The following is a 12,979-nucleotide window of genomic DNA, read 5'->3' on the forward strand; positions in this document are numbered from 1 at the left end:
TTGCGCACCGGTCGCGCCTGCGTTCAGCTGGAGAGCAGCTCCAGGTCGGCGCGCACCATCAGGCGGATCAGCTCGTCGAACGTCGTCTCGGGGACCCAACCGAGTCTGTCCTTCGCCTTCGTCGGATCGCCGATCAGCAGGTCGACCTCGGCCGGGCGCACGAACTGCGGATCGATCTCGACGTAGCGCTCCCAGTCGCCCAGGCCGGCCTCGTCGAACGCCACCTGCACGCAGTCGCGCACGGTGTGCGTCTCGCCGGTCGCGATCACGAAGTCCTCGGGCTCGTCCTGCTGCAGCATCAGCCACATCGCCTTGACGTAGTCCTTCGCGTAGCCCCAGTCGCGCTTCGCGTCGAGGTTGCCGAGCGCGAGTCTGTCGCGCAGCCCGTGCTTGATCGCGGCGGCGTGCCACGTGATCTTGCGCGTCACGAACTCCAGCCCGCGGCGCGGCGACTCGTGGTTGAAGAGGATGCCGCTGGTCGCGTGGAGGTCGTACGACTCGCGGTAGTTGATCGTGATGAAGTGGCCGTAGACCTTCGCGACGCCGTACGGCGAGCGCGGGTAGAGCGGCGTCTGCTCGTTCTGCGGGACCTCGCGCACCTTGCCGAACATCTCGGAGCTGGAGGCCTGGTAGAAGCGCGCCTCGGGCGCCGCCTCGCGGACCGCCTCCAGCATGCGCGTGACGCTGACGCCCGTGAAGTCGGCGGTCAGCGTCGGCTGCACCCACGAGAGCGCGACGAAGCTCATCGCGGCGAGGTTGTAGATCTCCGCCGGCTGCGCGGCGCGCAGCGTGTCGACGAGCGAGCGCTGGTCGAGCAGGTCGCCCTGGTGCAGGGTGATGCGGTCGCGCAGATGCTCGATGCGGTCGAACTTCTCGGTTGAGGCGCGGCGCACCATCCCGTGCACCTCGTACCCGTGCTCGAGCAGCAGCTCGGCGAGGTAGGAGCCGTCCTGGCCGGTGATCCCAGTGATGAGCGCCCTCTTGGGGGATGACATGCCCAGCAGCCTATGCAACCGCGCTGGCGGCCGTCGTCAGCGGACGCCGCGGGCGCGGGCGCGCGCTTGCATGCATCCGCCACATGGTCCTCTAGACTCCCGCGCTTGGAGCAATTCGCGTCTGCGCGGGGCGGCGCGCGAAGGCTCTGAGAAAGAAACGTCGCAACCTTCGGGCGTTTAGCTCGTTGACATCGGCGGAAGCTTTCCCCCGATCGTCGTCACGGCGGCCACTCAATGTCTACCTCCTCCTTTGAAGTCATCCCCCCCTCGCACGCGGCGCCCGCCGCGGCCCCTGCCCCGTCGCTGCCGACGGTCGAGCAGATCCGCGTGCTCGAGGTCCCGCTCGCGCTGACCGACTACGAGCGCGTGCTCGACTGGGTCGACGCGGCCGTCGCCGCCGGCGCGCACGAGTACGTCTGCGTCGCCGCGGTCCACACGGTGATGGAGTCGCACGACGACGAGGCGCTGCGCAGCGCCGTCGCCGGCGCGGCCTTCACCGTCCCGGACGGTCAGCCGCTGGCCTGGGCGCTGCGGGCGCTCGGGCACGAGATCGACAGCCGCGTCTACGGTCCGGAGCTGATGGCGCGGGCGATGGAGCGCGCCACGCGCACCGGTCAGCGTCATTACCTCTACGGCGGCCGCGATCAGAGCGCGCTCTTCAAGCTGACGCTGAGGCTGCGCCAGCGCTTCCCCGGCCTGCGCGTCGTCGGCGGCTACTCGCCGCCGTTCCGAGCGCTGTCGGAGCCGGAACTGGACGCGATCGCCGCGGACATCAACCGCGCGCGGCCGGACATCGTCTGGGTCGGGATCGGCGTGCCGAAGCAGGAGAAGTGGATGGCCGCGATGCGCGAGCGGCTCGACGCGCCCGTGCTGATCGGCGTCGGCGCCGCGTTCGACTTCCACGCCGGCCTCGTGCCGCAGGCGCCCGCCTGGATGCAGCGCAACGGGCTCGAGTGGCTGTACCGCCTCAAGCAGGAGCCACGGCGGCTGTGGAAGCGCTACGCCCGCCACAACCCCCGCTTCGTGATGCGCTTCGCCCGCCAGTGGGCCGGCGAACGCCGCGACGCGCGCGCCTGACCGCTGCTGCGATCGCGGAAGCACCCAGCCGTGCGCCTCTCACCGGTCTCAGCCACCGCGCACGGCGACGCCGCCGCACCCGCCGCCGCGCTCGCGCGAGTCTCCGCGGTCGGCCCCGTCGCGTGGCTTCCGCTCGGCGCGATCGTGCTGCTGGCGATCGTGCTGCGCTTCCCGACGCTGTCGTTGCAGAGCGTCTGGTTCGACGAGGCCGCGACGTGGGAGCTGACGCGGCTGCCGTTCGGCGACATGCTGTCGGCGCTGCCCGACCGCGAGAGCAATCCGCCGCTGTTCTACGCGCTCGAGTGGGTCTTCACGCGCGCGCTCGGCGACCACGAGTTCGGGCTGCGCGCGCTGTCCGCCGTCGCCGGGACGCTCGCCGTCCCGGTCACCTACGGGATCGGGCGGCGGATCGGCGGCGAGCGCGCCGGCGTCGCGACCGCGCTGCTGGTCGCCGTCGACCCGCTGCTGGTGTGGTTCTCGCAAGAGGCGCGCAGCTACGAGCTGGTCGTGCTGCTGAGCGCCGCCTCGCTGCTGCTGTTCCTGCGCGCGCTCGACGACCCGCGCCCGCGCGTGCTGGCGTGGTGGGCCGCGCTGTCGGCGCTCGCGCTCTGCTCGCACTACTTCGCCGCGTTCGTGCTGATCCCGCAGATCGCCTGGCTGCTGCTGCGCCACCCGCGGCGGCGCGCGGCGGCGCTCGGCAGCGCCGCAGTCGCCGGCGTCGGCCTGCTGCTGCTGCCGCTGCTGCTGGCGCAGCGCGGCAACCCGTACGAGATCGCCGGCTCGTCGCTGGCGACGCGGCTGCTGCAGATCCCGAAGCAGTTCCTGCTCGGCTACCGCGGGCCGCTGGGCCTGCCGACCGGTCTGCTCGGCGCGGCGCTGATAGCAGGCGCGCTGTTCCTGCTGTGGCGCCACGCCGAGCCGGCCGTGCGCGAGCGCGCGCTGCTGGTCGGCGGGATCGGCCTCGCCGGCGTCGTGGTGCCGCTGCTGGCGGCGCTCGCCGGCGCCGACTACCTCAACACGCGCAACCTGATCCCGGCGCTGGTGCCGCTGGCCGCCGCGCTCGGCGCCGGCTTCGGCGTCGCGCGCCCGCCTCAAATGCGCCGGCTCGCGACGGGGCTGCTGGCGCTGCTGTGCGCGCTGTCGGTCGCGATCGTCGTGACGGTCGCGCTCGACAAGCAGTACCAGCGGCCGGACTGGAAGGGCTTGGCGCAGGCGCTCGGCCACTCCGACGAGCAGCGCGTCGTCGTCGTCTCGCCCGCCAACGGCGCGACGGCGCTGCGCTTCTACCGCCGCGACATGCACACGCTGGGCGAGCCGGGCACGCACGCCAGAGTCGTCGAGACGGTCGGCGTCGCCGGCTCGACCGCCCCCGGCGACCCGCCGGTGCTGCCGCAGCAGTTCGGCACGGCCTTCCCGCCGGACCTGCTGGCGCTGAGACAGACGGCGAGCGTGCGCACCGGCGAGTACGAGCTGCTGCGGTGGCGCCAGCCGACCGCCGGGCTGGTGCTGCCGTTCCCGGTCTCGCTGGTCCGCTTCTCGGTCCTGCCGCCATCGGTGCAGGTGCTGCCGGCGGATCGGTGATGGGACCCGATACCCTTGGCCCGGTGAGCTCTACCGTCCCCGACGTCGCGGTCATCGGCCTCGGCCGGATCGGGCTTCCCCTCGCCCTCAGCTTCGCCGACCGCGGTTTGAACGTGATCGGCGTCGACAACGACAGCGGCCGCCTCGGCGCGATCGCCACCGGCCGGATGCCGTTCAAGGAGACCGGGGCCGACGAGCTGATCGAGCGCGTGCACGCCTCCGGGCGGCTGACGACGACCGCGTCGGTCACCGACGCCGCCGCCGCGAACGCGATCGTGCTGACGCTCGGAACGCCGTCGCTGTCGCACATCGAGATCGACATGAGCGACATCCGCGCGGTCCTCGACGACCTGCTGCCGCTGCTGCGCGCGGGTCAGACGATCGTGCTGCGCTCGACGATCGCGCCGGGCACGACCGAGTTCGTCGCCGGCTACCTGGAGCGAAAGCGCGGCCTGCGCGCGGGCGAGGACGTCTTCGTCGCGCACGCGCCGGAGCGGATCGCCGCCGGGCGCTTCCTCGAGGAGATCGACACGCTGCCGTGCATCATCGGCGGCGTCGGCGAGGAGTCGGGCGCGCGCACCGCGAGCCTGTTCGAGGTCTTCGACGCCGAGATCGTGCAGACGACGCCGGTGCAGGCGGAGCTGGCGAAGATCTGGGCGAACATCATGCGCTACACGACCTTCGCGCTGCCGAACCTGCTGATGATGGACTGCGAGCAGTACGGCGCGAACGTCTTCGACGTGATCGACCTCGTCAACAAGGACTACCCGCGCGGCGGTCTCGCACAGCCCGGCTTCACCGCCGGCACCTGCCTGCGCAAGGACTTCGCCTTCTCGGAGGAGCGCTCCAACGCCCCCGGCATGCTGCTGGCCGTCTCGCGCGTGAACGAGTCGGTCCCGAACTTCCTCGTCACGGGGCTGAAGCGCCGCATAGCCGGCGGCACGCTGCGCGATCGCAAGGTCGCCGTGCTCGGGCTCGCGTTCAAGCGCGACACCGACGACGAGCGCGACTCGCTCGCGCACAAGCTCGTGCGCCTGCTGGAGCGCGAACTGGCCGACGTCGCCGTCCACGACCCGCTCGTCGCCTCGCCGACGCAGCCGCTGGAGGAGGCGCTGCGCGACGCCGACGTGGTCGTCGTCGCCGCCAACCACAGCATCTTCTCGACGCCCGCCACCGCGCAGGCGATAGCCGCGCTGGCGGCCGACGGCGCGCTCGTGGTCGACCCCTGGAACTGCCTCGGCAGCGGCCAGGTGTTCGCGTTCGCCGACGAGCTCGCCCCCCTTTCCGGAACGGAGTCCCCGCAGTCATGACCCGCGTGCTCGTCACTGGCGGCGCCGGCACGATCGGCGCCGCGGTCGTGCGTCGCCTGCTGCGCGACCCGGCCTTCGAGGTGCGCGTCTCCGACCAGCGCCAGGCGCCGCAGTGGATGCGCGAGGGCTGCGAGATCCACACCGGCGACCTGCGCGACGTCGAGCAGGCGAAGGCCGCGATGGACGGCTGCCCGCTCGTCATCCACCTCGCCGCGATCGTCGGCGGGATCGGCAACTTCCACAAGCTGCCGCACACGCTGACGGAGGTCAACAACGGCCTCTACAACGGCGTCTTCCGCGCCGCGCTGGACCTCGGCGTCGATCGCTTCACGTACGTCTCCTCCTCGATGGTGTTCGAGAACGCGCTCGAGTACCCGACGACCGAGGAGTATCTGCCGCAGTGCCCGACGCCGACGTCGGCGTACGGCTTCTCGAAGCTGACCGGCGAGGTCTACTGCAGAGCCGCGCACGCCGAGCACGGCCTGCCCTACACGATCTGCCGCCCGTTCAACGCGTACGGACCGGGCGAAGTGCCCGACCCCGAGCCCGGCATCGCGCACATGGTCCCGGACGTGATCAAGAAGGTGCTGAGCGGCCAGAAGCCGCTGCAGATCTTCGGCTCCGGCGAGCAGACGCGCACGCTCACGCACATCGACGACATCGCCGACGGGATCGTCGTCGCGACCGGCCACCCGGCCGCGCTCAACGAGGACTTCAACATCTCCGCCTCCGAGGAGCTGACCGTCGCCGAGACGGCGCGGATCATCTGGGAGGCGTGCGGCGAGGACCCGGACGCGTTCGAACTGGAGCACCTGCCGACCTTCGAGGTCGACGTCGTGCGCCGCTGGCCGTCGGTCGAGAAGGCCAGACGCCTGCTCGGCTGGGAGTCCCAGATCAGCGTCCGCGAGGGCATCGCCGCCACCGTCGCCTGGCTGCGCGAGCAGGACCTGACGCAGTCAAGCCACCTCAGCTCGCTCGGCAGGTAACCCGCGCGGAGTCGTCCGCCGAGGACATCCCCCGCGCGCGCGGCGCCACATCACCGACAGCGGGCTGCTGGCGTACCTGATGCTGTCCCGCTCAGCGCGCTGTACGAGTGACACCGGACGCCGTGCCATGCCGCGCCGCCCGGCTCACCGCCGGCGCGGGGACCAGAGCAGGGCGGCGAGCACGACGGTGACGAGGCCGATCGCGAGGCCGGCGAGCCAGCCGCTGACGTCCCGGTCGACGAGGACGGCGCCGAGCGCTGTCGCGACGGCGAGCACGACGACGGTCGCGAGCAGACGCACGAGCAGGCTGACGGAGACGGAACGGCCGGCGCTGGGCGTCCTGTCGGCGGGCGTTCTCCCCACGGGCACGCGCGCCGTCGCAGGCGGCGAGCCCCTCGCAGGGAGCGGTTCCAGCAGCGGCAGCGCGCGGGGACCTCTGGGCGATAGGTCGCTCATCTGGTCAACCTACCCTCCGGAAGTCGGATCAGTCCACCTTCAAGCGCGCGTTCAATCCCCGCTCCGACCGATCGCGCGCCCGCCCGACTAAGGTTCGACGCCGGTGTCATCCCCTCCCGCCACGATCGTCATCCCGACCCGCAACCGGCCCGGCTACCTCGACGTCACGCTCGCTTCGCTGCAGCCGCAGGCGGCCGCGCGCGGTGCCGAACTGCTCGTCGTGCTCGACGGGCCCGACCCCGTCAGCGCCGCCACCGCCGCACGTCACGGCGCGCGCGTGATCGCGCTCGACCGTCAGCACGGGCCCAACGCCGCCCGCAACGCAGCGATCGACGCCGCCGGCAGCGACCTGCTCGCGTTCGTCGACGACGACGTGCGGGTGCCGCCGAGCTGGTTGGAGGCGCTGCTGGCCGCGGCCGCCGCGACGCCCGATCGCGACGCCTTCACCGGACCGATCCACGCGGTGCTGGAGGGCGGCGGCCCGCGCGCCTGCGGGCGCGAGGCGCCGCCGATCACCGCGTTCGACGCCGGCCCGGCAGACGTCGACGTGCCGCTCGCATGGAGCGCGAACCTGGCGATCCGCCGCTCCGCCTTCGAGAGCGCCGGCCGCTTCGACGAGGCGATTCCGGTCGGCGGGGACGAAGAGGAGTGGCTCGAACGCCACCGCGCCGCCGGCGGGCGGATCCGCTACGTCGCCGCCGCGGGCCTCGACCATCGCCGCACGCCCGCGGACGCGACGCTGCGATCGCTCTCGCGCGCGGCGTTCCACCGCGGCCGCGCCGGCCGCCGCACGGATGTGCGCAAGGGCGTCGCACCGTCGCTGATGCGCGAACTGCGCGTCTTCGCCGGCTGCTGCTGGCACGTCCCGCGCCGCCTCTGCCTGATCGGCGTCGTGATGGCGGCGCACAGCGCCGGGCGGATCCGAGAGGCGCTCGCGCGCCGATGAGCGAGGCCGAGAACCCGTTCGCCTCGGGCGAGTCGGGGATCGTCGCGGGCGTGCGCGCGAACGTGCGCACGCGCGCGCAGGACGCCGCGCTCGACGCGCTGCGGGTCGCGCAGCTGGAGCCGTGGCGGCTGCGACGGGCCGCGCGCAGCGCGCCGCCGCGCCGACGCGTGCTGGCGCTCGGGATCGAGCGGACCGACCGCGCGAACCTGATGGCGCCGACGCGCACGGAGCTGCTGCGCTCGCGCCACGACGTCGAGGTCGCGACGATCGACGTCGGCGGCCGCGGCAAGTGGGCGAACCTCAACCTGCTGCTCGCCGACCATCCGGCGCAGGACCGCGACTGGCTGCTCGTGGTCGACGACGACGTCGCGCTGCCGCACGGCTTCCTCGACGACTTCCTGTTCCTCGCCGAGCGCTTCGACCTGCGGCTCGCGCAGCCCGCGCACCGCCGCCGTTCGCACGCCGCCTGGCGCGTCACGAGACGCCGCGGCGGCAGCGTCGTGCGCGAGACCGGCTTCGTCGAGATCGGCCCGATCAGCGCCCTGCACTCGAGCACCTTCGAGGCGCTGCTGCCGTTCCCCGACCACCTCCGCGCCGGCTGGGGCCTCGACGCGCACTGGGCCGCGCTCGCGCGCCAGCTCGGCTGGCGCACCGGCGTCGTCGACGCGACGCCGATCCGCCACGTGATGCGCCCGATCGCCGACAGCTACCGGCGCGAGGAGGCGGTCGCCGAGGCGAGCGCCTTCCTCGCCGAGCGGCCGCACGTCACGCCCGCCGAGGCGCAGCGCACGACCGCGACGCACCGGGCGTGGTGAGCGCGTCGATGATCGGCGCACGGAGGACCGGGCCGGTGCGCGCCGCCGCGACCCGCGCGCAGGAGACGGCGCGATGAAGGTCGCCGTCGTCGCGGAGCTGTACCCGCGCGCGAGCGATCCGGTGCTGGGGGTGTGGGCGCACCGGCAGGCGCTCGCGGCGCGGGACGCCGGCGCCGACGTGCGGGTGGTGGTGCTGCACCGCCCGCTGCCGCCGCTCGCCGCCGTCAAGCGCGGCGACGTACGCGCCCTGCGCACGGCGCTGAGCCAGCCGCGCGGCGTCGAGCTGGACGGGCTGGAGGTCTCCTACGTGCAGTACGTCTCGCCGCCGCGCCCGTGGAGCTACGGCGCCTGGGGCGCGTGGGCGGCGCCGGCGCTGAAGCGGGCGCTGCACGCGCTGCACGCGCGCTTCCCGTTCGAGCTGGTGCACGCGCACTACGCCGTCCCAGCGGGCGACGCGGTGCGACGCGCGCTGCCCGGCGTGCCGCTCGTCGTCTCCGTCCACGGCGGCGACGTGCTGTCGACGGTCAACCGCAGCCCGTACGCGCGCCGCACCGTCGCGCGCACGTTCGGCCACGCGCAACTGGTGCTCGCCAACAGCGCCGGCACGGCCGCTCGCTGCCGCGTCGCGGGCGCGCCCGCCGACGCCGTCGAGGTCGTCCACCTGGGGACGGATCTGCCGGCGCTGGCCGCCGCGCCGCGCGCGGCCGGCACGACCGCCGCCCTCGGCGGCGCCGCCACGCGCCCCGGCGCCGCCACGCGCCCCGGCGCCGTCACGCGCCCTGGAGCCGCCATGCGCCCCGGCGCCGCGCGCGAGCCCGCCGAGCCCCCGCCCACCCTCGTCAGCGTCGGCCACCTCGTCGCGCGCAAGCGGCACGCGGACGTCGTGGAGGCGCTCGCGCTCCTGCGCGCCGACCATCCGGAGCTGCGCTACGAGATCGTCGGCGACGGGCCGGAGCGCGCGCCGCTGCAAGATCTCGTGCAGCGGCTCGGCGTCGGCGACCGCGTCGACTTCAGCGGGCAGCTGCCGCCGGCGCAGGCGCGCGAGCGGGCGCAGCGGGCGGACCTGTTCGTGCTGCCGAGCGTCGACGAGGCGTTCGGCGTCGCCTACGTCGAGGCGATGGCCGGCGGCGTGCCCGCGATCGGCTGCGCGGGCGAGGACGGCCCGGAGGAGATCGCCGCGCTCGGCGGCGGGATCGTGCGCGTGCCACCGCGCGATCCGGCCGCGCTGGCCGAGCGGATCGACGCGCTGCTGCGCGACGCCCCTGCCCGCCGCGCGCTCGGCGAGACCGCCCGCGCGACCGTGGCAGCGCACTTCACCTGGGAACGGTGCGGTGCTGCGACGGTCGCGGCGTATGCCCGCGCGCTGGCGCGTTGAAACGCTTCGGCGCGCGCTGCGCAAGTCGGCGCGTGTGCGCTGACGCGCCCTGACATGGCCGCGTTTCAGCCGTGAGGGCGTGGGTACCAGGCCGTCAAGGTGTTCTCCCGGCCCGGCGCGCCTCGGGCCGGGAGGCGCCTCATGTCGCGCTGGTCCTGGTCGACGGAGGCCGCCCCCGGTCCCGGGCTTCCGTCGCCAGCGCGGCATACCTTCGGCGCAGCTGGGGAGGAGCACCGACGCCCCGTCGATGTTCCTCCCCCGCGCCGGAGGACTGTCCGGTTGCGGGACCTCCCGCGCGCCCCGTTTTGCGGAGACTCCCCGAACCGCAACCCCGCAACTTCGGCGCAGACGGCCCGTTGAGGCCTTCAACGACGACGCGACCGTGGGCGGATCCCGCCCGACCCCTTGGTAGCGTTGAACATCCACGGCCGCGAAGGGCCCTGTCACCCATGAGCAAGCCGAACACTCTTCTCGCACTCCTCCTCGTCGCCGTCCTCGGCACGGTCGCCGCTGCGCCCGCGAGCGCGGCCAGCGGCGACGCGATCATCAGAGACTGCTCCAACTCCGACACCGGCCTGCTGAAGGGCACGTACAGCAAGAGCGAACTGCGCGCCGCGAGAAAGCTGGTCAGAGGCGACATCGCCGAGTACACCGGCTGCTACGACGCGATCGAAGCGGCGCTGCGTGCGAGACCGAGAACGAACGACACCAGCGGCGGTGGCGGCAACGGCAGCGACACGAGCGATGGCGGCGGCGGCGGTGTCGACTCCGGCGCCGGCGCCACCAGCAGCGGCGGCACGACCGGCGGCGCCGTCGACAGCGCCACCGCCGCCAGCGGCGGCGCCGGCAGGACGGGCGGCGGCGCCACCGACGCCCCCAGCGGCACCGCGGACGGCTCGACGCCCGCTCCCACGACACCCGCGCCGACGACGCAGCGGGCCGGCAGAGCCGCACCCGTGGAACTCGCCGGCGCGACGATCACGCCCGGCTTCGGCGCCACCGCCGACCCCGAGGCGCGCGCGCTTCCGACGCCGCTGATCGCCTTCCTCGTGCTGCTCGCGGCCGGCGCCATCGGCGTTGCCGCACCGACGATCGGGCGACGTGTCCTCGCTCGCAGACGCGGCTGAGAACGACGCTTCGCAGCTGACCCCGCCGGCGCCCTCGGGTGCCGGCGCGCCGAGCCGTGCGCGCGGCGGCCTGCGCGCGCGCCTCGCCGCGCACCCCGACCCGCCCGTGACGATCGCGCTCGCCGCGCTGCTGATCGCGATCGGCTTCGTCGTCGGCGGCGGCGGCGCGCTCGACTCGACGACCGGCCCCGAGATCGCGCTGACGCTGCTCGGCACCGCTGCCGTCGCGCTCGCCGCGGTCCTGTCGCCGCCCGGGCGGCGGCTGTGGGGCGGCGTCACGCTGCTGCTGTTCGGCGCGCTGACGGCGTTGACGGCGATCTCGATCGCCTGGTCGGTCGCGCCGTCGGAGTCGTGGCTGGCGGCGAACCTGACGCTCTCCTATCTGGCCGCGTTCGCCGGCGCGGCCGCGCTCGTGCGGATCGCCTCCGAGCGCTGGGCGGCGGTCCTCGGCGGTGTCGTGCTGGCGGCGCTGGTGCTGTCCGGCTACGCGCTGCTGGTGAAGGTCTTCCCGTCGCTGGAGGGGATCGACACAGGCACCGCGCGGCTGCGTTCGCCGTTCGACTACTGGAACGCGGTCGGGCTGATGGCCGTGCTGGGGATCCCCGGGACGCTGTGGGTCGGCGCGCGCCGCGACGGCCACGCCGCGCTGCGCGCGCTGTCGGTCCCCGCGCTGACGCTGCTGCTGACCGCGATGCTGCTCGCCTACAGCCGCGGCGCGCTGCTGGTGACGGTGATCGTGATCGCGCTGTGGTTCGCGATCGTGCCGCTGCGACTGCGCGGCGCCGCGATGCTGCTGGCCGCCGGCGCCGGCACCGCGGTCGTCGGCCTGTGGTCGTTCGGCAACGACAGCCTGTCGAGAGACGGCGTGCCGCTCGACGTGCGCGCCGACGGCGGACACGAGCTCGGGCTGCTGCTGGTCGCGGTTCTGATCGTGACGGCCGGCGCCGGCCTCGCGCTCGCCTTCGCGACCGAGAAGGGGCAGTGGCCGCAGCAGCGCCGCCAGGCCGTCGGCGCGACGCTGCTGGTGCTGCTCGCGCTGGTCCCGCTCGCGGCGGCCGGCAAGCTCGCCGTCTCCGACCGCGGCCTGCCCGGCACGATCTCCGACCGCTGGCACGAGCTGACCGATCCCAACGCCGCACAGCCGGGCAACGACCCGAGCCGCTTCACGTCCGCCGGCGGCGTGCGCGCCAGATATTGGGACGACGCCTTCAGACTGTGGAAGTGGGACGACCGCACGCGCTGGGCGGGCGTCGGCGCCGACGGCTTCGACTCCGCTCGCCGCGCGTTGCAGACGGACAAGCTGCGCGCCGGCCACGCGCACGGCTACATCCCGCAGACGCTCGCCGACCTCGGCCTCGCGGGCCTGCTCGTGAACCTGCTGCTGCTGGTCGCGTGGCTGGTCGCGGTCGCGCGCGCGACCGCGCTGAAGCCCCGCCATCGCATCGGCGCTTGGGCCGTCGCCGCCGCCCGCGCGCGCGACCTGCGCACGCCCGTCCCGCGGCGCGAGCCGGTCGAGTGGACGCCCGAGCGGATCGGCCTCGTCACGCTCGCGCTGACCGCGGTCGCGTTCGGCCTGCACTCCGCCGTCGACTGGACCTGGTTCATCCCCGGCACCGCGGTCACGGGCCTGATCTGCGCCGGCTGGGTCGCCGGCCGCGGCCCGCTCGCCGAGCCGCCCGCGCGCGGCCGCGTCCCGCGGCCGCTGAAGAGCGCGCCGACCGCGCTGGCGTTCGCCGGCGCGATCGTGCTCGTCGGACTGGCGGGCGCCTGGACGATCTGGCAGCCGCAGCGCTCCGCGAACCTCAACGCGGACGCACAGACGCTGCTCGACGCCGGCAGACTGCCGCAGGCGATCGCGAAGGGGCGCGACGCGGCCGACGCCAACCCGCTGTCGGTCGAGCCGCTGTTCACGATCGCCGACGCGCAGGACCAGTCGGGCAGACCGCGGGAGGCGCTCAGAACGCTGCAGCAGGCGGTCGAGCTGCAGCAGGCGAATCCCGAGGCCTGGCTGCGGCTCGGTTCCGAGGAACTTGCGCTGAACGACCTCAGAGGCGCGCTCAGCGCCTATGCGGCAGCTGTCTTCCTCGACCCGTTCTCGCCCTCGACGAGAGCGGCGCTGGCCGAGGCGCAGGCGAGAGCCGGCGTCGCGCTGGGAACGACGACGCCGCCCGCCACGCCGACGCCCTGACCGCCCCGCTCAAGCCGCTCGCCGCTGGTCGGCCGGCTGCGCCGACGGCTCCGAGCTGATCTCCGTCGGACGCGTGCTGGTAGCGGCTGCGGCGCTGGCGGACGGACGGCCGGGGCCGAGAAG

Annotated in this window: 11 protein-coding genes; 9 read left to right on the forward strand and 2 right to left on the reverse strand. The window is 74.1% G+C overall.

Translation table 11 applies throughout. The features are described from left to right. Window positions 1-23: 23 nt before the first annotated feature. A complete protein-coding gene (gmd, locus tag Q7L65_RS06380; protein ID WP_304719539.1) occupies window positions 24-995 on the reverse strand; it encodes a GDP-mannose 4,6-dehydratase in 972 nt (323 codons plus the stop codon). A 234-nt stretch (window positions 996-1,229) separates the two neighbouring features. Here gmd and Q7L65_RS06385 point away from each other — a divergent pair, with 234 nt between their 5' ends. The 4 genes from Q7L65_RS06385 to Q7L65_RS06400 are packed head-to-tail and all read left to right on the forward strand — an operon-like array spanning window position 1,230 to window position 5,949. After that, a complete protein-coding gene (locus Q7L65_RS06385; protein WP_304719541.1) occupies window positions 1,230-2,072 on the forward strand; it encodes a WecB/TagA/CpsF family glycosyltransferase in 843 nt (280 codons plus the stop codon). 30 nt (window positions 2,073-2,102) lie between these two features. Then, on the forward strand, window positions 2,103-3,653 hold the full coding sequence (locus tag Q7L65_RS06390; RefSeq protein ID WP_304719544.1) for a glycosyltransferase family 39 protein: 1,551 nt from the start codon (window positions 2,103-2,105) through the stop codon (window positions 3,651-3,653). A 23-nt stretch (window positions 3,654-3,676) separates the two neighbouring features. Further along, window positions 3,677-4,963: a nucleotide sugar dehydrogenase gene (locus Q7L65_RS06395; protein ID WP_304719546.1), complete on the forward strand. Its 1,287-nt coding sequence runs from the start codon at window positions 3,677-3,679 to the stop codon at window positions 4,961-4,963. Next, a complete protein-coding gene (locus Q7L65_RS06400; RefSeq protein WP_304719549.1) occupies window positions 4,960-5,949 on the forward strand; it encodes an NAD(P)-dependent oxidoreductase in 990 nt (329 codons plus the stop codon). The genes Q7L65_RS06395 and Q7L65_RS06400 overlap by 4 nt, the downstream gene beginning before the upstream one ends. Before the next feature lie 144 nt (window positions 5,950-6,093). Here Q7L65_RS06400 and Q7L65_RS06405 read toward each other — a convergent pair whose 3' ends face one another. Next, a complete protein-coding gene (locus Q7L65_RS06405) occupies window positions 6,094-6,405 on the reverse strand; it encodes a hypothetical protein (protein WP_304719551.1) in 312 nt (103 codons plus the stop codon). Window positions 6,406-6,508: 103 nt separating this feature from the next. On the opposite strand from Q7L65_RS06405, the gene Q7L65_RS06410 reads away from it, so the two are divergent. The 5 genes from Q7L65_RS06410 to Q7L65_RS06430 all read left to right on the forward strand — a co-directional run bounded on the left by Q7L65_RS06410 (window position 6,509) and on the right by Q7L65_RS06430 (window position 12,856). Beyond that, window positions 6,509-7,351: a glycosyltransferase family 2 protein gene (locus Q7L65_RS06410; RefSeq protein WP_304719554.1), complete on the forward strand. Its 843-nt coding sequence runs from the start codon at window positions 6,509-6,511 to the stop codon at window positions 7,349-7,351. Continuing rightward, window positions 7,348-8,166, forward strand: coding sequence for a hypothetical protein (locus Q7L65_RS06415; protein WP_304719556.1), 819 nt, complete (start codon window positions 7,348-7,350; stop codon window positions 8,164-8,166). The genes Q7L65_RS06410 and Q7L65_RS06415 overlap by 4 nt, the downstream gene beginning before the upstream one ends. A 73-nt stretch (window positions 8,167-8,239) precedes the next feature. Then, window positions 8,240-9,541: a glycosyltransferase gene (locus Q7L65_RS06420; RefSeq protein ID WP_304719558.1), complete on the forward strand. Its 1,302-nt coding sequence runs from the start codon at window positions 8,240-8,242 to the stop codon at window positions 9,539-9,541. Between the two features lie 449 nt (window positions 9,542-9,990). Then, complete coding sequence (locus Q7L65_RS06425) at window positions 9,991-10,668, forward strand: hypothetical protein (RefSeq protein ID WP_304719562.1); 678 nt, start codon at window positions 9,991-9,993, stop codon at window positions 10,666-10,668. Next, window positions 10,643-12,856, forward strand: a complete 2,214-nt coding sequence (locus Q7L65_RS06430) for an O-antigen ligase family protein (protein WP_304719564.1) — start codon at window positions 10,643-10,645, stop codon at window positions 12,854-12,856. Before Q7L65_RS06425 ends, Q7L65_RS06430 begins: the two co-directional genes overlap by 26 nt. Window positions 12,857-12,979: the final 123 nt, after the last annotated feature.

Source organism: Conexibacter sp. CPCC 206217, from assembly GCF_030646165.1.
Classification (GTDB): Bacteria; Actinomycetota; Thermoleophilia; order Solirubrobacterales; family Solirubrobacteraceae; genus Conexibacter.

Bases quoted from the DNA above. Each gene is read 5' to 3' on its own strand.
- gmd (WP_304719539.1), bottom strand. From the start codon at position 995: ATGTCATCCCCCAAGAGGGCGCTCATCACTGGGATCACCGGCCAGGAC.
- Q7L65_RS06385 (WP_304719541.1), top strand. From the start codon at position 1,230: ATGTCTACCTCCTCCTTTGAAGTCATCCCCCCCTCGCACGCGGCGCCC.
- Q7L65_RS06400 (WP_304719549.1), top strand. From the start codon at position 4,960: ATGACCCGCGTGCTCGTCACTGGCGGCGCCGGCACGATCGGCGCCGCG.
- Q7L65_RS06405 (WP_304719551.1), bottom strand. From the start codon at position 6,405: ATGAGCGACCTATCGCCCAGAGGTCCCCGCGCGCTGCCGCTGCTGGAA.
- Q7L65_RS06415 (WP_304719556.1), top strand. From the start codon at position 7,348: ATGAGCGAGGCCGAGAACCCGTTCGCCTCGGGCGAGTCGGGGATCGTC.
- Q7L65_RS06420 (WP_304719558.1), top strand. From the start codon at position 8,240: ATGAAGGTCGCCGTCGTCGCGGAGCTGTACCCGCGCGCGAGCGATCCG.
- Q7L65_RS06425 (WP_304719562.1), top strand. From the start codon at position 9,991: ATGAGCAAGCCGAACACTCTTCTCGCACTCCTCCTCGTCGCCGTCCTC.